Raw genomic sequence first — 22,109 nt, forward strand, 5'->3', positions numbered from 1 at the left:
CTGAGAAACGAAGGTCAACGACCGTGCGCACGTACAGCCCGAAACCTGCTGACGTCACCCGTGAGTGGCATGTGATCGACGCCACCGACGTCGTGCTCGGTCGGCTCGCCGTCCAGATCGCCACCCTGCTGCGCGGCAAGCACAAGCCGACGTTCGCGCCGCACGTGGACGGCGGTGACTTCGTCGTCGTCATCAACGCCTCCAAGATCGCCCTGTCCGGCAACAAGCGGACCGACAAGCTGGCGTACCGCCACTCGGGTCACCCGGGTGGTCTGACGGCCACGCCGGTCGGCGAGATCCTCGAGAAGGATCCTCGCAAGGCCGTCGAGAAGGCTGTCTGGGGCATGCTCCCGAAGAACCGTCTCAGCCGGAAGCTGCTCAGCAAGCTGAAGGTGTACGCCGGTCCGGAGCACCCGCACACGGCTCAGCAGCCGAAGCCGTTCGAGATCACCCAGATCGCTCAGTAGTAGCGATCGACGAGCCAGGTAAACGAGGATTCCCAGCGTGAGCGACATCACCACCGAGACCGACGCCGAGTTCGACCCCGAGGTCCCCATCGACAGCGAGGGCCCGGTCGCCTACACCTCCGAGACGAACCCGAGCCCGGAGCAGCGTGCCGAGTCCGGCCGCGTCGCGGTGATCAACCCGGCCGGTGCCACCGGTCGCCGCAAGGAGGCCGTCGCTCGCGTCCGCCTCATCCCGGGGACGGGCAACATCACCGTCAACGGCAAGCCGATCGACGTCTACTTCCCGAACAAGGTTCACCAGCAGCACGTGAACGAGCCGTTCGTGGTCGCCGGTCTCGAGGGCTCCTACGACGTCATCGCCCGGATCAACGGCGGTGGCATCACCGGCCAGGCCGGTGCGCTGCAGCTGGGGATCGCCCGCTGCCTGAACGCCGCCGACGAGGAGGCGAACCGCCCGGGTCTGAAGAAGGCCGGTCTGCTCAGCCGCGACGCGCGGATCAAGGAGCGCAAGAAGGCCGGTCTCAAGAAGGCCCGTAAGGCTCCGCAGTACAGCAAGCGCTGATCACCTGATGTCGCGTTTGTTCGGCACGGACGGCGTCCGTGGCCTGGCGAACGTGGATCTCACCGCGGAGCTGGCTCTCGACCTGTCGGTCGCGGCCGCTCACGTACTCGGCGAGGCCGGTGCCTTCGAAGGGCACCGGCCACGCGCCGTTGTGGGCCGGGATCCTCGTGCCAGCGGTGAGTTCCTCGAAGCAGCGGTGGTGGCCGGTCTGGCCAGCGCCGGTGTCGATGTCGTCCGGCTCGGCGTGCTGCCGACCCCGGCCGTCGCCTACCTGACCGGTTCGACCGGTTCCGATCTCGGCGTGATGCTGTCCGCGAGCCACAACCCGATGCCCGACAACGGCATCAAGTTCCTGGCCCGCGGCGGGATCAAGCTCGACGACGTGATCGAGGACGCGATCGAGGCCCGGATGGGCGAGGAGTGGCAGCGCCCGACCGGCGCCAAGGTCGGCCGCGTGCTCGACGACGGGCAGGGATTCGAGACGTACGTCTCGCACCTGGTCCGTTCCGCCCCCAACCGTTTCGACGGCGTCAAGGTGGTCATCGACTGCGCCAACGGCGCGGCCTCGCTGACCGCCCCCGAGGCCCTGCGCCGGCTGGGCGCCGAGGTCATCACGTACTCCGCGGCCCCGGACGGCCTCAACATCAACCTCGACTGCGGTTCGACCCACATGGAGGGTCTGCGCCGCGAGGTGATCGGCCACGGCGCCGACCTCGGCATCGCCCTCGACGGCGACGCCGACCGCTGCCTGGCCGTGGACGCCGACGGCGAACTCGTCGACGGCGACCAGATCCTGGCCGTGCTCGCGCTGTCCATGCGCGACTCCGGCCGGCTGTCCAACGACACCGTCGTGGCGACCGTGATGAGCAACCTCGGCTTCGTCCAGGCGATGGTCCGGGAGCGGATCGCGGTCGAGCAGACGAAGGTCGGCGACCGGTACGTGCTGGAGGCGATGAAGGCCGGCGGCCACAAGCTCGGCGGCGAACAGTCGGGCCACGTGATCCTGTCCGACCACGCCACCACCGGCGACGGCACCCTGACCGCCGTCATGCTGCTGGCCCGGATCGCCCAGACCGGCAAGTCCCTGTCCGACCTGGCCGCCGTGATGACCCGCCTCCCGCAGGTCCTCGTCAACGTCCCCAACGTCGACAAGACCCGGGCCGGCACCGACCCCGAAGTACAGGCCGCCGTAGCAGCCGCAACCGTCCGCCTGGGCGAAACCGGCCGAGTCCTCCTCCGCCCTTCCGGCACGGAGCCCCTCGTCCGAGTCATGGTCGAAGCGGAGTCTTCCGACACCGCCCACGAGGTAGCCCACGACCTGGCCGCCATCGTGGAAACCTCCCTCAAGCTCTGACTCCAGCTGAAGTCCCCGCCGACGAACCTGTCGGCGGGGACTTTCTGTTGTACCGCCTCCTAGGCTGCCTGGATGAGGCGAGCCGTGGCTGAACCCCAGGCCGGGTAAGCCCGAGGCACCCGGCCCCCTTTTCTGAGGGCCTGGGCGATAACCGGTGGACAGCTTTGGCGGTCTGTTGTCATCGTCGCGGGATGCGACAGGACGAGATTTGGGATGTGGATGCGGCTCGGGTGTATGACTCGCCGGGGACGGGGATGTTTGCGCCTGAGGTTCTTGGGCCGACTGTGGACCGGTTGGTGGAGTTGGCGGGGGAGGGGCGGGCGCTGGAGTTTGCGATTGGGACTGGGCGGGTTGCGGTTCCGCTGGCCGAGCGTGGGGTTCGGGTTACTGGGCTGGAGTTGTCGCAGCCGATGATCGAGCAGCTGCGGACGAAGGTCGACGAGGAGACGATCGAGGTGGTCGTCGGCGATATGGCGACCGAGCGCGTTCCGGGGGAGTACACGCTCGTCTATCTCGTCTACAACACGATCTCGAATCTGCTCACCCAGGAGGAGCAGGTCGCGTGCTTTCGCAATGCGGCCAGGCATCTGGTGGCCGGTGGGCGGTTCGTGATCGAGCTTTGGGTTCCGGACTTGCGGCGGCTTCCGCCGGGGCAGTCGGCCACGGTGATTCACAACGAGCCGGGGTACATCGCGCTGGACACCTACGACGTGCTGAACCAGCAGGTCGTCTCTCACCACTTCAAGTTCGACGACAGCAAGCAGGCGCAGCTCTTCCGTAGTCCGCACCGGTACATCTGGCCGGCTGAGCTCGACCTGATGGCGCAGCTGGCCGGGTTCGAGCTGGAGAGCCGGCACGCCGACTGGGCGGGGGCCGAGTTCACCTCCGAGTCCCGGTCGCACGTGTCGGTCTACCGCCTGCCCTGATAACCCACGCAGGTCAGGTGAGGCGCGAGACCTGGTAGTGGGTGATCAGCCAGCCTTCAGGAGTACTGCGGATGATCAGGCTCAGGTAGACGGACACGGTGGGCCTGTCGAGGAAGCTGAAGTCGACGGTGAGGTAGCCGAGGATCAGGTCGTCGGCCAGCCGCTTGGTCTCGCGGATGTCGTAGTGGGCGGTCATGCCGATCGGCTGGACGTCGTAGTACGCGGCGACGCTCTCCGGGCCGATGCTGTACGGGTGCAGGCCCTGGAAGATCGCGTCGTCGGTGAAGTACGAGGCGACTAGCTTCGGGTCGTGAGCGTCGACAGCGGACTTCCAGTGGTCGACGACGGTTCTCAGGATCTCGGTGTCAGTGGACATGCTCTTCTTCCTTCTACTGCTGGTGGTGGTCAGTGGCCCGCGCTCTGGCCGCCGTCGACGTGCAGGACCTCGCCGGTGACGAAAGGGGCGTTCTCCAGATAGGTGATCGCGTCCACGACGTCGCCGATCTCGCCCATCCGGCCGACCGGATGCAGTCCGGCGAGGGCATCGTGGGTCTCCGCCGGGTGCATCGGCGTCCGGATGATGCCGAGGGCAACAGTGTTGACCCGGATGCCGCGGGCGGCGTACTCGATGGCCAGGGACTTGGTGACCGCGTTCAGGCCGCCCTTGGTGAGGGAGGCCAGCGCCGACGGCACGTTCGTGCTGGCGTGGTCGACCAGGCTGGTCGAGACGTTCACCAGGTGCCCGCCGCCGGTGGCGAGCATCGCGGCGACGGCCTGCTGCGAGACCTCGAAGAACCCGCGCAGGTTCACGCCGGTCACCAGGTCGAAGTCCTCGTCGGTGTAGTCGGTGAAGGGCTTGGCGACGAAGACACCCGCGTTGTTGATCAGGGTGTCGATCCGGCCGAACTGCGCCAGACCGGCCTCGATGATGCGGGTGCCGACGCCCGGCTCCGAGATGTCACCCGGCACGGTGAGTACCAGCGGGTCGTCGGACGGGGTGATGGAACGGGAGTTCGCGACGACCGCGTACCCGAGCTTGCGGTAGGCGGTCACCAGGGCCTCGCCGATTCCTTGGGACGCGCCCGTGATCACGGCGACTTTCTGCGTGCTCATTCGCTGCTGCCTGCTCTCTACTAGGAGGTGGCCTCCGCTTCTGGAGACCATGGATTGAGAGTCGCTCGGGCGCCGGGCGTTCAGAACGACCGAGTTGCTCCCTGCTGAGAGGCAGCGGCTCCCACGGCCTCGGGACCGGGCGGGATGGGGTGAGATAGCGTCACGGGCGTGCTGCGTAGCTGGATGTTGGCCGGGTTGGTCTTCGTGTGCGGGCTATTGGCAGCCGCCTCCCAGGTCGCCGCGGGCTCACCCGGCTCGGGCGTCGTCCTGGCGGTCGCCTTCTGCGCGCTGGCCGCTCTCGTGTCGCCCCTGGCCTTCCCCAGGTCGATCACCGCGGCCGAGGCGCAGCAGCGCAGTACCGACGACGGCAGAGCGATCATCTACTGGCGCCCGGGCTGCCAGTACTGCATCCGCCTACGCCTGAAGCTCGGCCGTCTCGCGCGCCGGGCCTATTGGGTCAACATCTGGACCGACCCGGAGGCGGCAGCCGCCGTCCGGGCGATCACCGGCGGCAACGAAACCGTCCCCACAGTCGTCTACGCGGGCCACCCCCAGGTGAACCCCGACCCAGACCAGCTCCGCCGCCAACTCCTCGCCGACTGACGGCTGGCGGCCGGCCGGTTCCGTGAACCTCGACGGGCCGCTGAGGATCGCAGAGTGTAGTCGGGTGGGGTTGGCCGGCTGAGGTTCAAGTGATTGAACTGTGCTGGTTGTTGTCGGGGGTGTGCAGGGCGTGTTGGATGAGGTTGCGGTTTCCCCTTGACCGGGCTCGGTGGCGTGGGTAACTTTCGCGTGCGGGGGCACGGTTGTAATTCAATTACCTGAGGGGTCGGTCATGTCCGCCTTGCGCCGTTTTGCCGTTGCCAGCCTCACCGGGGTGAGCGCCGTTGCCGTTGTGGCTTCGCTGGCTCCCGCCGCCGCTGTCAGTGCTCCACCGCCCGAGCCTCGCGTCGAGGCGCCGGCGATCACCAATCTGCAGCAGGCCACCCAGGCGCTGCAGGGGATGACGCTGGAGGAGAAGATCGGGCAGATGTTCGTGCTGTTCGCCTACGGGCCGGACGCCGCGAGACCTGACGCCCGGAACACCGCCCTGTACGGCGTGGCGACGCCCGCCGAGGTGGTCGCGAAGTACAAGCCGGGTGGGTGGATCTACTTCAACGCCCGGGACAACGTCACCAACCCGACCCAGCTGGCGACGTACTCGAACCAGTTGCAGACCGCGGCCACCAGCACCGGCCAGCGGATCCCGCTGACGATCGCCACCGACCAGGAGCAGGGCGTGGTGGTCCGGATCGGTCCGCCCGCCACTCAGTTCGGCGGCAACATGGCCCACGGCGCGTCCCGCAGTACCGCGGACGCCCGGACGGCGGCCGGGATCACCGGGCGTGAACTGAAGGCGATGGGCATCCGGCAGGACTACGCGCCGGTCGCCGACGTGAACGTGAACGCGCTCAACCCCGTCATCGGCGTCCGCTCGTTCTCCAGCGATCCCGAGCTGGTGAGCGACATGACGGTCGCGCAGGTCCAGGGGTACCAGAAGGACGCCGGGATCATGGCGACCGCGAAGCACTTCCCGGGCCACGGTGACACCCGGGACGACAGCCACACCTCGCTGCCGACGATCAACCACACCCTGCAGGAGTGGAACACGATCGACGCGCCGCCGTTCAAGGCCGCGATCAAGGCCGGCATCGACTCGATCATGACCGCGCACATCGTGGTGCCGTCGCTCGACCCGTCGGGTGACCCGGCGACGCTGAGCAAGCCGATCCTGACCGGTGTGCTGCGCAACCAGCTCGGCTTCAAGGGCCTGATCATCACCGACGCGCTGGAGATGGCCGCGGTCCGGGCCAAGTACGGCGACGCCGAGGTGGCGGTCCGCGCGATCGAGGCCGGGGCCGACCAGATCCTGCTGCCGCCGGCGCCGGACGTGCAGTTCAACGCGGTCGTCAACGCGGTGAAGTCGGGCCGGATCAGCGAGCGCCAGATCAACGAGAGCCTGCTGCGGATCCTGCTGATGAAGCTGAAGAACGGCGTGCTCTTCCAGCCGTTCGTGGACCCGGCGAAGATCCCGAGCGTCGTCGGTACGCCGGCCAGCCTCGCCGCCGCGCAGAAGATCGTGGACAAGAGCATCACCTTGGTGAAGAACAACAACTCGACCCTGCCGCTGTCCAACACCCCGCGGAAGGTCCTCGTCACCGGTTGGGGCGTCGCGACGACGGCGTCGCTGGGCGCCAGCCTCACCAACCGGGGCGCGACCACCACGGTCGCGCAGACCGGGGCGGCGCCGACCGATGCGGCGATCGCGGACGCGGTCGCGAAGGCGCAGGTCAATGACGTGACGGTCGTCCTGACCCAGAAGGCGTGGGACACGACGGTGACGGACAAGCTGGCCAAGCAGCAGAAGCTGGTCAACGACCTGCTCGCCACCGGCAAGACCGTGATCGTCGTCGCCGTGCGCGACCCCTACGACATCGCGTACTTCGACGACGCGCCGACGTACGTGGCCACCTACGGCTACCAGGGTGTCTCGATGGAGTCGCTGGCGAAGGTGCTCTACGGCGAGATCGCGCCCACGGGCAAGCTCCCGGTCGACATCCCGGTCGCCGGCCAGCCCACGACCCCGCTCTACCAGTTCGGTCACGGACTGACCTGGTGAGCCCGATCGAGTTCTCCCGTCGGCAGACTCTCGGCCTGGCGGCCGCGGCAGTAGCTGGTACCACGTTCGCGGCCGCGCCCGCCCAGGCGGCGTCCAACCGCTGGGTCCGGGAGACCCTGCGCAGGATGTCGCTCGAGCAGAAGGTCGGGCAGCTCTTCGTCAGCTACGTCTACGGCCCGACCGCGGACACCGCCGACCAGCGCAACACCAACCTGTACGGCGTGGCGACCCCGGCCGAGGTGGTACGCAAGTACCGCCTCGGCGGGGTGATCTACTTCGCCTGGACCGACTCGGTCGCCAACCCCGACCAGATCGCGCGGCTGTCGAACGGCCTGCAGAGCGCCTCCCTGGACAACCAGGGGATCCCGCTGCAGATCAGCACCGACCAGGAGCACGGCGTCGTGTTCCGGGTCGGTCCGCCGGCCACCCAGTTCCCCGGTGCGATGGCGCTCGGGGCGACCAGGTCTGCCACGAACGCGCGCACGGCCGGCGGCATCGGCGGACGCGAGCTCAAGGCCGTCGGCGTCAGCACCGACTTCGCGCCGGTCGCCGACGTCAACGTGAACCCGCTCAACCCGGTGATCGGCGTCCGCTCGTTCTCGAGCGACCCGCAACTGGTCGCGCAGCTGACGGCCGCCCAGGTCGCCGGCTACCAGCGCGACGGCCGGATCGTCTCCACCGCGAAGCACTTCCCGGGTCACGGTGACACCGCGACCGACAGCCACACCGGCATCCCGGTGATCAGCCACACCCGGGAGCAGTGGAACACCATCGACCGGCCGCCCTTCGAGGCGGCGATCCGGGCCGGCATCGAGTCGATCATGACGGCGCACATCGTGGTCCCGGCCCTCGATCCGTCCGGGGACCCGGCCACCCTGAGCAAGCCGATCCTGACCGGGATCCTGCGCGAACAGCTCGGCTTCGACGGGGTGGTGATCGCCGATTCCCTCGGTATGCAAGGCGTCCGGGACAAGTACGGCGACGCCGAGATCCCGCTCCGGGCGATCGAGGCCGGCGTCGACCAGCTCCTGATGCCGGTCGACCTGGAGCTGGCGTACAACTCGGTCCTCAACGCCGTTCGCAGCGGCCGGATCAGCGAGCAGCGGATCGACCAGAGCCTCGAGCGGATCCTCAGCCTGAAGCTGAAGACCGGCGTCGTCGACCACCCGTACGTCGACCTCACCCGCGTCTCCAAGATCGTCGGCACGCCGGCCAACTACGCGGCGGCACAGCGCATCGCCGACCAGAGCACCACCCTGCTCAAGAACGACGCCGGCCTGCTGCCGCTGTCGCCCGCGCCCCGCAAGATCCTGGTCGCGGGCTACACGCCGGCGGTGCTCGGCGCGGCGTTGCAGAAGCGCGGCGCGACCACCACGGTCAAGGACACCGGCGCCACTCCCACCGACGCCAAGATCGATGATGCGGTCGCGGCGTCCGCCCAGGCCGACCTGACGATCGTGCTCACCATGAAGGCGTGGGACACGGCCGTCACCGACAAGCAGGCGAAGCAGCAGCTCGTCAACGCGCTGCTCGCCACCGGCCGCCCAGTGATCGTCTCCCACGAAGCACTCGCCAAGGTCCTGTACGGCGAGATCGCGCCGACGGGCAGGCTCCCGGTGGACATCCCGACCGCCGCGGATCCCACCCAGTCCCTGTATCCGTTCGGCCACGGCCTCACCTGGGATGCCAGGGAGACCCGCCTGACGGTGGCGTCGTACAACATCCATGCGGGGGCGGGCGTGGACAACGTCTTCGACCTGGACCGGACGGCGCAGGCGATCAAGGCGCTGGACGCGGACGTGGTCGGCCTCGAAGAGGTCGACGTGCACTGGGATGCGCGTAGCCAGTGGCGGGACACCATCGCGGAACTGGCGGAGAAGCTCGGCATGTACGCCGGATTCGCGCCGATCTACGACCTGGATCCACCGGCCGCCGGGCAGCCGCGCAGGCAGTACGGCGTGGGGGTGCTCTCGCGATTCCCCTTACAACGTACAGAGAACCATCCGATCACCCGGCTCTCCACCCAGGACCCGAATCCCGTGCCCGCTCCGGCGCCGGGATTCCTGGAGGCCGAGCTCGACGTCCGCGGCCGCCGGGTGCACGTCTACGTCACCCACCTGGACTACCGGGCCGACCCGTCGGTCCGGCTCGCCCAGGTGGACGACACGGTGAAGATCCTGGCCCGGGACAGCAAGAAGGACCTGCAGCTCCTGGTCGGCGACTTCAACGCCGAGCACGACGCGCCAGAGCTCGCCAAGCTCTGGCGGCGCCTCGACGACAGCTGGACCGAGGCCGCGGCGACCACTGGTGGTCCCGCGACCTATCCAGCCGTCACTCCGGTGAAGCGGATCGACTTCGTCACCGTGGGCGCGGGCTTCCGCGTCCAGCACGCCGCAGTACCTCAAGAATCAACGGCCAGTGATCACCGCCCCGTGGTGGCTGACCTGTACTTCCGCCCGTGACTACTTCCCCTGTGTGTCCTCGAAGGAGAATGCGATGAAGCGCCGCAGTCTGCTGGCTGGTGCGGGAGCACTTGCCGCCGCCCCGCTGATCGACGTCCAGGCCGCCGGCGCGGCCGAGCCGGCCAAGCAAGGCAGCAAGGTGACGACCGGCGCCCAGGCGCTGGCGAATGACGGGTGGAAGGCACTCGCCGGGCAGAAGGTCGGGGTGATCAGCAACCCGACCGGCATCCTGGAGGACCTGAACCACATCGTCGACACCATGCACGCGTCCGGCCAGGTGAACGTGGTCGCGGTCTTCGGGCCCGAGCACGGGTTCCGCGGCAGCGCGCAGGCCGGCGGTTCCGAGGGCGACCACGTCGACCCGCGGACCGGGATCATGGTCTACGACGCGTACGGCGCGAACGCGGACAAGCTCGCCTCGCTCTACACGAAGTCGGGCGTCGAGACGGTCGTGTTCGACATCCAGGACGTCGGCTCGCGGTTCTACACCTACATCTGGACCATGTACGAGGCGATGATCGCCGCGGTCCGTACCGGCGCCAAGTTCGTCGTGCTGGACCGGCCGAACCCGGTCGGCGGCTACGCGCGCGGCCCGATGCTCAAGCCCGGCTACACCTCGGGCGTGGGCAAGGAGGAGATCATCCAGCAGCACGGCATGACCGTGGGCGAGCTGGCCCGGCTCTTCAACGCCGAGTACCTGCCGCTGGACGCGAACGGCGCCCGGCTCAAGGAGCTCCAGGTGATCCAGGTGAAGAGCTGGAAGCGCGACCAGCTGTACGCCGACACCGGGCTGACCTGGGTGATGCCGAGCCCGAACATGCCGACGCCCGACACCGCGCTGCTCTACCCCGGCGCCTGCCTGTTCGAGGCGACCAACATGTCCGAAGGCCGCGGCACCACCCGGCCCTTCGAGCTGATCGGCGCGCCGTACGTCGACTACAAGTGGGCGCAGGCGCTGCAGACCAAGGACATCCCGGGCATCGCCTTCCGCGAGGCCTACTTCACGCCGTTCATCAGCAAGAACGCGAACCTGCTCTGCGGCGGCGTGCAGATCCAGATCACCGACCCGCACCAGGTGGAGGCGATCGTCGCCGCGACCCACATGATCGTCGAGGCCAAGAAGCTGTACCCGGGCTTCGCCTGGCGTACCGGTGACAACCCGCCCGGCCGGTGGATCGACCTGCTGACCGGCTCGGATCGCTTCCGCACCATGCTGGACGGCGGCGCCACCGCCGAGGCGATCATCGCCGCCTGGCGCAGCGAGACCGACGCCTGGACCGCCCGGCGCGCGAAGTACCTGCTGTACAAGGGAGATCACCGGTGAAACTGGTCAAGCCGATCGCGGTAGTGTCTACCCTGATGCTCACCATGGCCACTCCTGCAGTTGCTTCAGGCAACAAGTCCGGGCGCTTCGACCAGCCGCACGACGGTTACGCGCCGAAGTCGACGCTGCTGCGCGACTCGACCCCGGCGAAGGCCGGTCTCGACCCTGCCCCGATCGACGCGGCGCTCGCCCAGGTCGCGGGCTGGACCCGGCCGAGCGGCACCGTCAAACCCCTGTACGCCGGGGCGGTGACGCTGCTCGGTCACGACGGCAAGGTCGTCACCAGGACGGCGACCGGGCTGGCCCTGAAGTATTCGGACGGCAGCGGGACCGAACTGCCTGCTGACCAGCAGATCCCGATGCGCACGGACACCATCTTCGACATGGCGTCGGTGTCGAAACTGTTCACCTCGATCGTGGTGATGCAGCAGGTGGAGAAGGGCAAGATCGGGCTGGACACGCCGATCGCGACCTACGTGCCGGAGTTCGCGGAGAACGGCAAGGGCGCGATCACGGTCCGGCAGGCGCTCACCCACACCACCGGCCTGCCCGCATGGCTGCCGTTGTGGAGCGCGCAGCCGGATCCCGCCTCCCGGATGCACATGGCGCTGACGGCGAAACCGACCAGCGCGCCCGGCACGACCTACCTGTACAGCGATCTGAACCTGATCTCCCTGGGCGAGGTCGCGGCCCGGGTGTCCGGCAAGACGCTCGACAAACTGGTCGCGGACGGGATCACCAAGCCGCTGCAGATGCGCGACACCGGCTACAACCCGGACGAGAAGAAGAAGCCGCGGATCGCCGCCACGGAGTACCAGACGGCACCGCCGCGCGGCATGGTCTGGGGTTCGGTGCACGACGAGAACGCCTGGTCCCTGGGCGGCGTGGCCGGCCACGCGGGCGTGTTCTCGACCGCGGACGACCTGGCCGTGCTGGCCCAGACGTTCCTGAACGGCGGCAGTTACCGCGGGGCGCGGATCCTCAAGGAGAACTCCGTCACCGCGATGATCACGAACTTCAACCAGGCCTTCCCGGGCAACGACCACGGGCTCGGCTTCGAGCTGAACCAGCGCTGGTACATGGGTGGTCTGTCCGCTCCCCGGACGGCCGGGCACACCGGGTACACCGGCACCTCGATCGTGATCGACTTCGACTCACGCTCGTTCGCGATCCTGCTGACCAACCGGGTCCACCCGAGCCGCAACTGGGGCAGCAACAACCCGGCCCGGCGCGCCGTCGTACAGGGCCTGGCGCTCTCGCTGGGGGTCGGCCCGCGGCACGGCAAGGACGCGTGGTTCTCCGGCACCACCGACGCCAGTACTACGACGCTCGCGGCAAAGATCGCCGTACCGGCCGCCGGCGCGAGGTTGTCGTTCGACCTGTTCGTGGACACCGAGGAAACCGATCTCCTGTACCTGGAGAGCTCCACGGACGGGACCACCTGGACCAAGGTGCCCTTCACCGTCAGGGATCGGGGCACCGTGATCGACCGGGACGGTTCGATCAGCGGATCCGGCGACCGGCACTGGCACCAGGTGTCGGCCGACCTCGGAGCGGGCGACCAGACGCTGCGCTGGCGCTACACCTCCGACCCGCTCTACCAGGGCCGGGGAGTCTATGTGGACGGCGTCAATGTCTCATCGGGCGACCAGGTGCTGTTCGACGGAGAACGAACGCCTGAATCATTTATCGCTTCTGGTTGGAGACTTTCGCGTCGGTGACCCCGCTCGGTGCTTGATCGCCGTACGGTGGCGTCATGACTTCAGTTACCTCTCCAGGACCCACGGGGCCGCTGCTGGTCCGGGTCCGTGCGGTGATGCCCGCGCTGGCCCCGGCCGAGCAGCGGGTGGCGAACGCGGTCCTCGCGGACCCGGGCGGAGTGGCGGCGATGACGATCTCCGAACTGGCCGAGGTGGCGTCCACCTCGGAGACCACGGTCATCCGGTTCTGCAAGCAGCTCGGGGTCCCCGGCTATCCGCAGCTCCGCCTGCAGCTGGCGGCCCAGTCGGCGCAGGAGAACATCCGGCCAGAGGTCGGCGGCGACATCGAGCCGGGGGACTCCCTGGCCGATGTCGTCGGCAAGGTCGCGTTCGCGGACGAAAGGGCGGTCCGCGAGACCGCTCAGCAGCTGGACGTCGACGCGCTGAGCAAGGTCGTCGCCGCGGTCGCGAAGGCGCCGCGCGTCGACCTGTACGGCGCTGCCGCGAGCTCGTTCGTGGCGCTCGACCTGCAGCAGAAGCTGCACCGGATCCGCCGGGTCGCCTTCGCCTGGTCGGACGTGCACGTGATGCTGACCAGCGCCGCCCTGCTCGGTGAGGACGACGTGGCGATCGGCATCTCGCACACCGGGACCACGGTCGAGGTGGTGGAGGCGCTCGAGGAGGCGGCCAAGCACGGCGCCACCACGGTCGCGGTGACGAATTTCCCCCGCTCCCCGCTGGCCCGGACCGCAGATCTTGTGCTGACCACGGCCGCTCGCGAGACGACGTACCGGTCCGGTGCGATGTCCAGCCGGATCGCGCAGCTGATGGTGGTCGACTGCCTGTTCATCGGGGTCGCACAGTCCGTGCTGCCCGACGCCCGGAAGGCGCTCGAGGAGACGGCGACCGCGGTCCGGGGTCACCGGCTGAAGAGCTCTGTCAATGATCAACAGAATTGAAAAACCTTCAGTAGAAAACTAACATCGTCTCTGTGATCACACCCACGGAGCAGCGCAACCCCAGGACGCTCGCGATCGATGCGGTGGGCACCACCGAGATTCTCCGGATGGTCAACGCGGAGGACGCCAGAGTCGCCGGCGCGGTCGGTGCGGTGATCCCGGAACTCGCGCAGGCCGTCGACGCCGGCGTGGAGGCCATCCGGAACGGCGGACGGGTGCACTACTTCGGCGCCGGCACCTCCGGTCGCCTGGCGGTGCTCGACGCGGCCGAACTGCTGCCGACCTTCCACGCTCCGGACGACCTGGTTGTCGCCCATCACGCAGGTGGCATAGAGGCGTTGCTCCGCGCGGTCGAGAACGTCGAGGACTCCGAGGAGGGCGGCGCCGCCGACGCGGCGTCCGTGACCGGGCACGACCTCGTCATCGGACTGGCCGCCTCCGGCAGTACGCCGTACGTCGCGGGCGCGTTGCGGGCGGCTCGGGCGGTCGGCGCGACCACGGTCCTGGTGACCTCGAACCCGTCCGCGCCGCTGGCTCCGCTGGCCGACATCGTGATCGCCGCGGACACCGGGCCCGAGGTGATCGCCGGATCCACCCGGCTGAAGGCCGGCACCGCGCAGAAGCTGATCCTGAACGGCTTCTCCACCACGCTGATGATCAAGCTCGGCCGCACCTGGTCGAACCTGATGGTCGACATGGTGGCCACCAACCAGAAACTCCGCGGCCGGATGCTCCGGATCCTGGCCGAGGCCACCGGCGCCGACGAGGCCGCCTGCTCCGCCGCGCTGGCCGAGGCCGACGGCGAGCTGAAACCGGCCCTTGTGCACCTTCTGACCGGCTCTCCCGTCGCCCGGGCCCGCGAGGCCCTGGAACAGGCGGGCGGTCGCGTCGCCATCGCCTTGGGCCGCCTCAGCGCCCCTGCCTGACCTGCCACACCCCTCGCCGAGGGCGGCTTCCGCGACTCAGGTCGGGGCCCTTTGCCGCCCGGTGGCGGGTTGTTCGATCGATAGCGGCATGTAGGGCGCCAGTCGTCGGACAGGCCGCCAGCGGTGGGCTCGAGCCTGGCAGTGGACGCACCACCGGGCCGGCCGAGCAGAAATCTGGAAAAAAATTCTGCCGGTATATTCTGGAATAGCCCGCAAAACGCTGATTTGAGCTCCGCGCGGGGAACCCTGCGCGGCTCTGTGATGCTCCGAAATTCCTAACCGGTGGTAGCTCGTCGACTGGTTTGATTGGGTGGGGTTTGTTTGAGTGGCGGCCGTTGCGGAACGAAGCAGCATCGCTCATTTTTCGCCAAATGTTAAGCGATCCGGAGCACATTGCGAAGGGTAGCGGAGTCGTCACTTTCGGTCCGTAGCGGGACCGTCTGGTCGTGTCGTATCGTCACGTCATCGCCAGGCCTTGGTGGGGGTGCTGGTGCTCTGAATCCTTTGTGTTCAAGGCGAACTTCGGAGCTCGGATGACCATGGACGGTACTGTCGTGGTGCCCGGAACCACTATGGGTGCCCAGTGGGTCGACGACGTTCTGCTGGCCGGACCGGCGAGCGACGTCTGCTTCCATCTCCCTACTCCCATTGACCGCGGAATGCTGCGCCGGCTGGTCCGGGACCGGCAATCCGAACTGGCGGAATCGGGCTTCCGCCCGGGTGGTGCCGCCGCATTGCGGTTACCCCCGTCAATGGCATTCATCACGCATTTGCTGGCGGTTTGGCGCAGCGGTGGCCAGGCGATCCTGCTGGATCACCGGCTGACCGACTACGAGGTCCGCCGGGCGATCGAGCGGCTGGTTCCGCAGGTCGTGGTGTCGCCCGAGCGGCCGGTCCCCTCGGGGCTGCGCACGTTCGTCGAGATCGACACCGACGTGGCCAGCTACTCCGGTCACCCGGCGAACACCTCGCACGCGGTGGTCCAGCTCAGCTCGGGCTCCACCGGGCCGTCCAAGGTGATCGGCCGGACCGCCGAGGACCTGGTCGAGGAGGTACTGCGCTACACCCGGATCGACGGGGTTCCGCAGCGCGGCGAGCGGGTCATCCTGCTGCCCTCGATGGTGCACGTGCTCGGTCTGGTCGGTGGCCTGCTGTACGGCCTGCACGCCGGCGTGACGCTGGTCCCGCCCGCGCGGTTGACCGGTGACGCGATCGTCCAGGCGATCGCGAGCGACGACAGCCCCGCGACCGTGCTGGGCGTACCGTTCCACATCGGGCTGCTTGCCTCGGTCAACGAGCCGCCGCCGCTGCCGCAGTTCAAGCGGATGACGACCGGTGGGGAACTCGTGCCCGCCGCGATCTCGCGGGCATTCGAGGAGAAGTTCCAGGTCCCGCTCGGCAACATGTACGGGATGACCGAGGTCGGGGTCATCGGCACCGACCTGTTCGGCCGCCACCGTCCGGCGATCATGCCCGCGCCCGGCATCGAAGTACGGGCTGTCGACGGGGAACTGCACATCCGTCGGCCGGAGTCGCCGTACCTCGGGCTGTCGGACCCGGCGCGCTGGGCCGACGGGTGGCTGCGGACCAAGGACGCCGGGGTGGTCGACCCCGAGACCGGGCTGGTCAGTATCAAGGGGCGACTCGACTCGCAGGTGTCCGTCGGCGGGCTGAAGGTGGACCTGACCGAGGTGGAGTACACGCTCGGCACGTTGCGCGGCGTCGAGGCGGCGGTCGTCGTCTTCGACGGCGGGATCACCGCCTACCTGCAGCTCAACGAGCCGCGCACCGTCGCCTGGATCGAGGCCGACCTGGCCCAGCAGCTCGCGTCGTACAAGCGGCCGCGGAGCGTGCGGCTGGTCGATCAGTTGCCACGGACAACCACAGGGAAGCTGGTCCGCGACGTCACCGTGCTGCGCAAGGCAGCGCCGTGATGTTCGCAGACCTCCACGGACCGGACACCAGCCGGTACTGCGACCGCGAGCACGGCATCAGCGTGCAGGGTCAGGTAGAGCAGCGCCAGGGTGGGTTCGGAGGGCACCAGGCCGCCGGTCAGAGAGCCACCGGTCAGAGAGCCACCGGTCAGGGTGCCCGCATCGGGGGGCGGCGAGTCGAGGGGTTCCCGCGAGTGGACGGATTCCGGCGGAGGCAGGGGGTCCGCCGGAGCGAGGGGTTCTGGCGGGAGGGGCATCAATCGGCGAAGACCCGAGCCGCGCAGACCGCGGCCGAGTGCCTTGCCGACGGCCTCCTTCGCCGTCCACAACCGCAGGAACGCCTCGACCTCGTCGGGTTGAGCGGCCATCCAGGTCAGCTCGGCCGGGTCGAACCAGCGCCTGGCCAGGCCCGCGACCTCGAAGGACCGGCGGTTCTCGACGTCGATGCCGACCGGACCCGCGGCGCTCGCGGCGACCGCGACCAGATCGTGCCCGTGGCTGACGCTCACCCACAGACCGTCCACATGCGGGCGGCCGGCTTCGTCGTGCCGCAGTACCGGCTCGCCGCCGACGAGGTTGACGGCGAGCGCGATCAGCAGGGCGTGTGCGGCCGACCGCTGGTCGCCGTCGACAGGCTTCACCCAGACGTGCACGGGCTCCGGACCGGATCCCGGACGTTCTTCCACAGAAAGAAGGTATCCCGATGAGGGAAGAGGTTCGCGAGTTCGTCCTCGCCCAGTTGCAGGACATGAACTACGACACCGAGGGCATCGACGACGACACCACCCTCGGCCCGGCCGGGGTGGATCTGGAGTCGCTGGCGCTGGCCGACCTGTCGGTACGGGTGGAGGACCGGTTCGGGGTGCGCTTCTCCGACGACGAGTCCGAGGAGCTGGCCCTGATGACGGTCGGCGAGTTCACCACCGCGGTGGCCGGCCGGGTCGCGCAGCAGGTCTGATGAACTCGTCCGCCCCACCCCCCGTCACCCCGCCGCCGGCTGCGTCGTCGGCCGAGTGGGTCCAGCCGGTCCCGCCGTCGGCTGGGTCGGTCGCGTCGGTGCAGTCGCCGTCGGTCCCCGGGCCGCCTGGACGGGCGGAGATCGTGGACTGGCTGGCGGCGCTGGGGGACCGGCCCGCGGGGGAGGTCCGGGAACGGATCGACTCGATGGAGCTGGCCTGGCTGGTGCATCAGGTCGAGCAGCGCTACGCGGTCGAGCTCGACGACGACCAGCTGGACCGGATCAGGACAATCGGGGACGCCGTCGCCGTGCTCGCGGAGGTGATCCCGGGCCATGGCTGACCCGCGACCGGTCTCGATCACCGGGCTCTCGGTGCTGAGCGCTCTCGGCCGAGGTGCCGAGGCGCAACTCGCGGCGGCGCTGCCCGGCGCGGCCGCCTTCACCGAGGTTCAGCGCTTCGACACCACCAATCGCCGGGTCCACCGCGCAGCGACGGCGGCGGACGTCCGCTCGCTGGAGGAGGAGATGCTCGACGCGATCACCGGCGCCTGCGCGGAGGCCGGCCTGAACGCGGCACGACGAGCCACAACCCCTTTGTTCCTGGCGGTTCACGGCCGCGCCGGCGTGCGCGGCCTGGCATCGCGAGCCACCCGCATCTACACCAGCGCCTGCGTCTCAGCCAGTACTGCGGTCGCCGACGCGGCCGCGCTGATCCGCAGAGGCCACGCGAACCGGATCGTGGTGGCAGCCGGCTACTTGGTCGAGCCGGACCAGTACGCCTTGTTCGACGCCGGCCGGGCGCTCTCGGACGACGGCGTGGTCCGCCCGTTCAGCCTTGACCGCAAGGGCTTGCTCCTCGGCGATGGGGTGGCAGCAGTGGTCCTCCAAGCAGGCGAGGGTCAGGCGGAGATCGTTGGGTGGGGCCGCGCGGGCGACGCCTATCACCCGTGCCAGCCGGCTCCTGATGGTCGTGGGCTGGCGACCGCGATGACCGCCGCACTCCGCAAGGCGGATCTCCCGCCCGAGGTCGTCGGCTACATCAACGCCAACGCCACCGGAACCAGCTTCAGCGATTCCTCCGAGGCGGCCGCGATCCGCCGTGTGTTCGAGGCGGATGTCCCGGTCAGCTCGACGAAGGCCGTGCACGGTCACGCCCTGGAAGCCTCCGGGCTGCTCGAACTCGTCCTGACAGTGCTGGCCCTGCGCGCCGGCAAGTTGCCGGTGAACGCCGGCTTCACCACGGCCGATCCGGACTGCCCGCTGGAGCTGATCCTGGATGCCCCCAGGCCGGCCACAGCGCAGTACGGGATGACTCTGAATGCCGCCTTCGGCGGCGCCGACACGGCCCTGCTGGTGCGTGCTGGATGAACCGCCTCGCCGGAATTCCTGAACCCCGTGTGGTCACGGACAGTCACTGGCCGCAGTCGGCTGACGACGCGCTGGCAGGTCCTCCGTCACTACCCGGTTTCGTCGGGTCATCGTTCAGCCCGCTCGTCGCGGCTGTGGCCGATGGTTGCCTGCGGCCCGTGTTCGGCGAACCGCCTTTGCGGCAGGGCGAACGGACCGGGATCGTGCTCGTCAGCCGGACCGGCGATCGGGCCGGCGCCGAGCACGTCCGCGCCGCGGTTGCCGACGGCAAGCGAGTCGGCCCGCTCTACTTCTTCCAGTCTGTGCCGAACAGCGTGGCCGGCTATGTCGCAGCCCGCTGGGGATTGCGCGGACCGGTCGTCTGCCTGAGCCCGACCACCGACGCCCGGCGTACCGGGCTCGACCAGGCAGCACTCCTGATCGCGGACGGCGACGCGGACCACGTCCTCGTCGTACTCGTCGAACAAGCGGCCGCCGGCGACACCGCCGTGGCCCTGTTGGTAAGTGGGGGAGATCCGTCATGAAAAGTCTCAGGGCCCAACTGGCCGCGGACCCGACGATCGGTGCGGGCAATGTGCTGGGGACCGTGATCGCCCACGGCGCCGACCTGCAGGGACCGGGGTTGACCTTCGACACCGCGGTCGACCACTTCCCGGCCGAGCACCCGCTCACGCTGGGCGAGCTCGACGAGCGCGTCCAGGCCCGTACGGCGTGGTTGCGGGAGCACGGCATCGGTCGCCGGGATGTGGTCGCGATCTGGGCGACGGAGGCCGCCGACATCGTGCTGAGCTTCCTCGCGCTCACCCGGGTCGGAGCGATCCCCGCGCTGATGAACGGCAAGATGGCCCCGGCCATCGCAGAGGAGTACATCCGCCGCCTGCGCGTCACCGGCGTGCTGGCTGATGCCGAGCATCGGGAGAAGCTCAGCGAGGCGCCGATCCTGGCCGAGCCGAAGGATGTCGGCACCGGCGATCCGGCCGAGGCGCCCGAGCACTACCGGCACCACCAGGACGATCCGGTCGTCATCACTCATACCTCGGGGACGACCGGCGTACCGAAGGCCGTCCTGCACACGCACACCACCTTGTACGCCGCGCTGAAGCACCTGCTCACGATGCCGCAGGCGCAGGGCACCGACAGGATCCTGAACGCGCTGCCGATTCCGCACACCGCGACGATCCTGATGGTCAACCAGGTGCTCGGCAACCGGGCCGAGATGCTGCTGCTGTCCAGCCAGGACGCGCCGAACGTGCTGCGGCAGATCGAGCGGTGGAAGCCGCGTGGGGTCTATGGGTTCGCGGTCACCTGGGCCGGCCTGGCCCGCGAGGACCTGAGCCGGCACGACCTCGCCTCGGTCCGGATGTGGTTCAACACCGGCGACTGCGCGCACGAGCCGCACATCCGCAAGCTGGTCGCGGTCGGCTCCCGCGAAACCGTCACCAGACAGGGCCGTACGACGGTCCCGGGGTCGCACTTCATCGACGGGCTCGGGTCCAGCGAGATGGGGCACAACGGGTTCCACGTCACCCACACGATCGACAGCCAGCACTACGGCCGGTGCATCGGCAAGCCGTACCAGTTCGCCGAGGCGACCGTGCTCGACAGCCGTGGCGAGGAACTCCCGGCGGGCAAGCCGGGCCTGCTCGGCTTCCGGTCGCCCTCGGTGTCGCCGGGCTACTGGAACGACTCGGTCAACACCTACAGGTTCCGGCTGAACGGCTGGTTCCTCACCGGTGACCTGGTCTACCGCGACGAGACCGGGCACTTCTTCCACCTGGACCGGGTGCCCGACGCGGTGGCCGGGTTCGAGGGGCCGCAGCTCTACACGTCGATGTCGGAGGAGCGCATCCTCGCGGCATTGCCAGAGGTCCTCGACTGCACGGTGATCATCGTCCAGGAGGACGGCCGATTCCTCACCGACGTCCTGCTCGAACTCTCGCAGGACGCTGACCCCGCCGCAGACCGCAGCGAGCCGGTACGACGCGCCGTCGGCGAGGAAGTCGCGGCGACGATCCGGCGGATCGCTGTCATCGGCGAGGACGACGTACCGGTGACGGTGACGGGCAAGGTCCGTAAGGTCGCGCTCCGCCAGGAACGACTGGATGGCGTGGCGGCCGGAGCCGGGGTGGGTCGATGACCGCGGCAACCATCACCGGAATGGGCCTGCTCACCCCGGTCGGCCGAGGTGTGGAGAACGTCTTCGACGCGTTGCTGCATGGCAGGTCCGGCATCAGCCGTCCGCCCGAAGGCCACCCGGTCGCGAACTCGGTCGAACTGGCCGGTTTCCTGCCGCCGTTCGACGCGGGCACGATCGCTGGTGGCCCGGACGGGAAGGTGATGGACCGCACGGTGATCCTCGCCCAGCTCACCGCCGAGGATGCGCTGGCCGACGCCGGTCTGGTCGTCGGCGAGAACGTCGACCCCGCACGCATCGGTGTGATCGTCGGCGGCGTGGGCGGCATGGCCACGCTGGAAAACCAGGTGCTGGCCCGGGCCGAACGCGGTCGCGCGGCCGTCAGCCCCTACCTGCTGACCGGGATCCTGCCGAACATGCCCGCGGCCAGGATCGCGATCCGCCTCGGCCTCCGCGGCTACACCTCATCAGTCGGTACGGCGTGCGCGTCCGGCGCGCAGGCGATCGCCGACGGCGTGCGGCTGATTCGCACCGGCGAGGTGGATGTGGTGATCTGCGGCGCGAGCGAGGCGCCGCTCTTCCCGACCTTCGCGGAGACCTTCGCCAACGCCCGGGCGCTCGCCCGGAACTGGGATGACCCGACCCAGGCGAGCAGGCCGTTCGACCTGCGCAGGAACGGGTTCGTGCTGTCGGAAGGGGCCGCGCTGCTGGTGCTGGAGAGCGCCGAGCACGCCACCGCCCGGGGAGCAGCCGGGTACGCCGATGTCGCAGGCTACGGAGTGAACGCCGACGCGCATCACCCGACCGCACCACGACCGGACGGGACGGGGGCTGCCGACTGCATGCGCAGGGCCTTCGCCAGCGCCCGGGTGAGACCCGAGCAGGTCGGTTACGTCAACGCGCACGGCACCAGCACGAAGCTCGGCGACGTCGCGGAGTCCGTCGCGATCGGCCTGGCCTTCGACGGATCCAGCCCGGCGGTGAGCTCCACCAAGGCCCTGACGGGTCACATGCTCGGCACCTCAGGCGTGGTCGAGGCGGCCGCCAGTGCGCTGGCGGTGAACGCCGGGCTGCTGCCGCCGACGTACAACCTCGAGGACCCGGATCCGGCCTGCCCGCTGGATCACGTCCGCAAGGAGCCGCGTGAGGTGCGCGTGGAGTACGCGCTGTCGAACTCGTTCGGGTTCGGCGGCCAGAACGTCAGCCTGCTGTTCGGACCACCGAGCACAGAGATCAAGAGTGAGGGAAAGGCCCGGTGAAGTC

General features: G+C 69.1%; 21 protein-coding genes. 18 read left to right on the forward strand and 3 right to left on the reverse strand.

The genetic code is table 11. The features are described from left to right. Nucleotides 1-23 precede the first annotated feature (23 nt). The 4 genes from rplM (at nt 24) to EV644_RS22425 (ending at nt 3,309) form a co-directional block, all read left to right on the forward strand. Nucleotides 24-467: a 50S ribosomal protein L13 gene (gene rplM, locus EV644_RS22410; RefSeq protein WP_132190656.1), complete on the forward strand. Its 444-nt coding sequence runs from the start codon at nt 24-26 to the stop codon at nt 465-467. Between the two features lie 37 nt (nt 468-504). Continuing rightward, nucleotides 505-1,029, forward strand: a complete 525-nt coding sequence (gene rpsI / locus EV644_RS22415; protein ID WP_132190657.1) for a 30S ribosomal protein S9 — start codon at nt 505-507, stop codon at nt 1,027-1,029. 7 nt (nt 1,030-1,036) lie between these two features. Next, nucleotides 1,037-2,383, forward strand: coding sequence for a phosphoglucosamine mutase (glmM, locus tag EV644_RS22420; protein WP_132190658.1), 1,347 nt, complete (start codon nt 1,037-1,039; stop codon nt 2,381-2,383). Nucleotides 2,384-2,637: 254 nt separating this feature from the next. Further along, nucleotides 2,638-3,309 (forward strand): class I SAM-dependent methyltransferase, encoded by a 672-nt coding sequence (locus EV644_RS22425; RefSeq protein WP_241998664.1) that lies wholly within the window; start codon nt 2,638-2,640, stop codon nt 3,307-3,309. A gap of 13 nt (nt 3,310-3,322) precedes the next feature. Here EV644_RS22425 and EV644_RS22430 read toward each other — a convergent pair whose 3' ends face one another. Both EV644_RS22430 and EV644_RS22435 read right to left on the reverse strand, forming a co-directional pair. Beyond that, nucleotides 3,323-3,685 (reverse strand): nuclear transport factor 2 family protein, encoded by a 363-nt coding sequence (locus tag EV644_RS22430; protein ID WP_132190660.1) that lies wholly within the window; start codon nt 3,683-3,685, stop codon nt 3,323-3,325. A 29-nt stretch (nt 3,686-3,714) separates the two neighbouring features. Next, nucleotides 3,715-4,422 (reverse strand): SDR family NAD(P)-dependent oxidoreductase, encoded by a 708-nt coding sequence (locus tag EV644_RS22435; protein ID WP_132190661.1) that lies wholly within the window; start codon nt 4,420-4,422, stop codon nt 3,715-3,717. 168 nt (nt 4,423-4,590) lie between these two features. Between EV644_RS22435 and EV644_RS22440 the strand changes: the two genes are divergently transcribed. The 8 genes from EV644_RS22440 to EV644_RS22475 all read left to right on the forward strand — a co-directional run bounded on the left by EV644_RS22440 (nt 4,591) and on the right by EV644_RS22475 (nt 16,386). Continuing rightward, the gene (locus EV644_RS22440; protein ID WP_199239947.1) at nt 4,591-5,025 is read left to right on the forward strand and encodes a glutaredoxin domain-containing protein; all 435 of its coding nucleotides are present in this window, start codon (nt 4,591-4,593) and stop codon (nt 5,023-5,025) included. 232 nt (nt 5,026-5,257) lie between these two features. Next, entirely contained in the window at nt 5,258-7,081 is a 1,824-nt protein-coding gene (locus EV644_RS22445; RefSeq protein ID WP_132190662.1) for a glycoside hydrolase family 3 protein, read from the forward strand. Then, nucleotides 7,078-9,543, forward strand: a complete 2,466-nt coding sequence (locus EV644_RS46490; RefSeq protein WP_158292905.1) for a glycoside hydrolase family 3 N-terminal domain-containing protein — start codon at nt 7,078-7,080, stop codon at nt 9,541-9,543. Before EV644_RS22445 ends, EV644_RS46490 begins: the two co-directional genes overlap by 4 nt. A gap of 34 nt (nt 9,544-9,577) precedes the next feature. After that, on the forward strand, nt 9,578-10,867 hold the full coding sequence (locus EV644_RS22455; protein ID WP_132190663.1) for an exo-beta-N-acetylmuramidase NamZ family protein: 1,290 nt from the start codon (nt 9,578-9,580) through the stop codon (nt 10,865-10,867). Further along, nucleotides 10,864-12,588 carry a serine hydrolase domain-containing protein gene (locus EV644_RS22460; protein ID WP_241998622.1) on the forward strand — a complete coding sequence of 575 codons (1,725 nt, stop codon included), beginning with the start codon at nt 10,864-10,866 and terminating at the stop codon, nt 12,586-12,588. Before EV644_RS22455 ends, EV644_RS22460 begins: the two co-directional genes overlap by 4 nt. A gap of 35 nt (nt 12,589-12,623) precedes the next feature. Then, nucleotides 12,624-13,526 carry a MurR/RpiR family transcriptional regulator gene (locus tag EV644_RS22465; RefSeq protein WP_132190664.1) on the forward strand — a complete coding sequence of 301 codons (903 nt, stop codon included), beginning with the start codon at nt 12,624-12,626 and terminating at the stop codon, nt 13,524-13,526. Between the two features lie 32 nt (nt 13,527-13,558). Then, nucleotides 13,559-14,452: an N-acetylmuramic acid 6-phosphate etherase gene (gene murQ, locus EV644_RS22470; protein ID WP_199239948.1), complete on the forward strand. Its 894-nt coding sequence runs from the start codon at nt 13,559-13,561 to the stop codon at nt 14,450-14,452. 533 nt (nt 14,453-14,985) lie between these two features. Further along, a complete protein-coding gene (locus EV644_RS22475; RefSeq protein WP_199239949.1) occupies nt 14,986-16,386 on the forward strand; it encodes a class I adenylate-forming enzyme family protein in 1,401 nt (466 codons plus the stop codon). Here the strand turns inward: EV644_RS22475 and EV644_RS22480 are convergent. Beyond that, entirely contained in the window at nt 16,317-17,072 is a 756-nt protein-coding gene (locus EV644_RS22480; RefSeq protein ID WP_132190666.1) for a 4'-phosphopantetheinyl transferase family protein, read from the reverse strand. The genes EV644_RS22475 and EV644_RS22480 overlap by 70 nt on opposite strands. 17 nt (nt 17,073-17,089) lie before the next feature. Here EV644_RS22480 and EV644_RS22485 point away from each other — a divergent pair, with 17 nt between their 5' ends. The 6 genes from EV644_RS22485 (at nt 17,090) to EV644_RS22510 (ending at nt 22,105) form a co-directional block, all read left to right on the forward strand. Next, nucleotides 17,090-17,344, forward strand: a complete 255-nt coding sequence (locus EV644_RS22485; protein ID WP_132190667.1) for an acyl carrier protein — start codon at nt 17,090-17,092, stop codon at nt 17,342-17,344. Beyond that, nucleotides 17,344-17,685 (forward strand): acyl carrier protein, encoded by a 342-nt coding sequence (locus tag EV644_RS46495; RefSeq protein ID WP_241998623.1) that lies wholly within the window; start codon nt 17,344-17,346, stop codon nt 17,683-17,685. The genes EV644_RS22485 and EV644_RS46495 overlap by 1 nt, the downstream gene beginning before the upstream one ends. Beyond that, the gene (locus tag EV644_RS22495; RefSeq protein WP_132190668.1) at nt 17,678-18,712 is read left to right on the forward strand and encodes a beta-ketoacyl synthase N-terminal-like domain-containing protein; all 1,035 of its coding nucleotides are present in this window, start codon (nt 17,678-17,680) and stop codon (nt 18,710-18,712) included. The genes EV644_RS46495 and EV644_RS22495 overlap by 8 nt, the downstream gene beginning before the upstream one ends. A gap of 158 nt (nt 18,713-18,870) precedes the next feature. Further along, a complete protein-coding gene (locus EV644_RS22500) occupies nt 18,871-19,236 on the forward strand; it encodes a beta-ketoacyl synthase chain length factor (RefSeq protein WP_241998625.1) in 366 nt (121 codons plus the stop codon). Then, a complete protein-coding gene (locus EV644_RS22505; RefSeq protein WP_132190670.1) occupies nt 19,233-20,849 on the forward strand; it encodes a class I adenylate-forming enzyme family protein in 1,617 nt (538 codons plus the stop codon). The genes EV644_RS22500 and EV644_RS22505 overlap by 4 nt, the downstream gene beginning before the upstream one ends. Further along, nucleotides 20,846-22,105, forward strand: a complete 1,260-nt coding sequence (locus EV644_RS22510) for a beta-ketoacyl-[acyl-carrier-protein] synthase family protein (RefSeq protein ID WP_132190671.1) — start codon at nt 20,846-20,848, stop codon at nt 22,103-22,105. Before EV644_RS22505 ends, EV644_RS22510 begins: the two co-directional genes overlap by 4 nt. Nucleotides 22,106-22,109: the final 4 nt, after the last annotated feature.

Source organism: Kribbella orskensis (genome assembly GCF_004342085.1).
Taxonomy (GTDB): domain Bacteria; phylum Actinomycetota; class Actinomycetes; order Propionibacteriales; family Kribbellaceae; genus Kribbella; species Kribbella orskensis.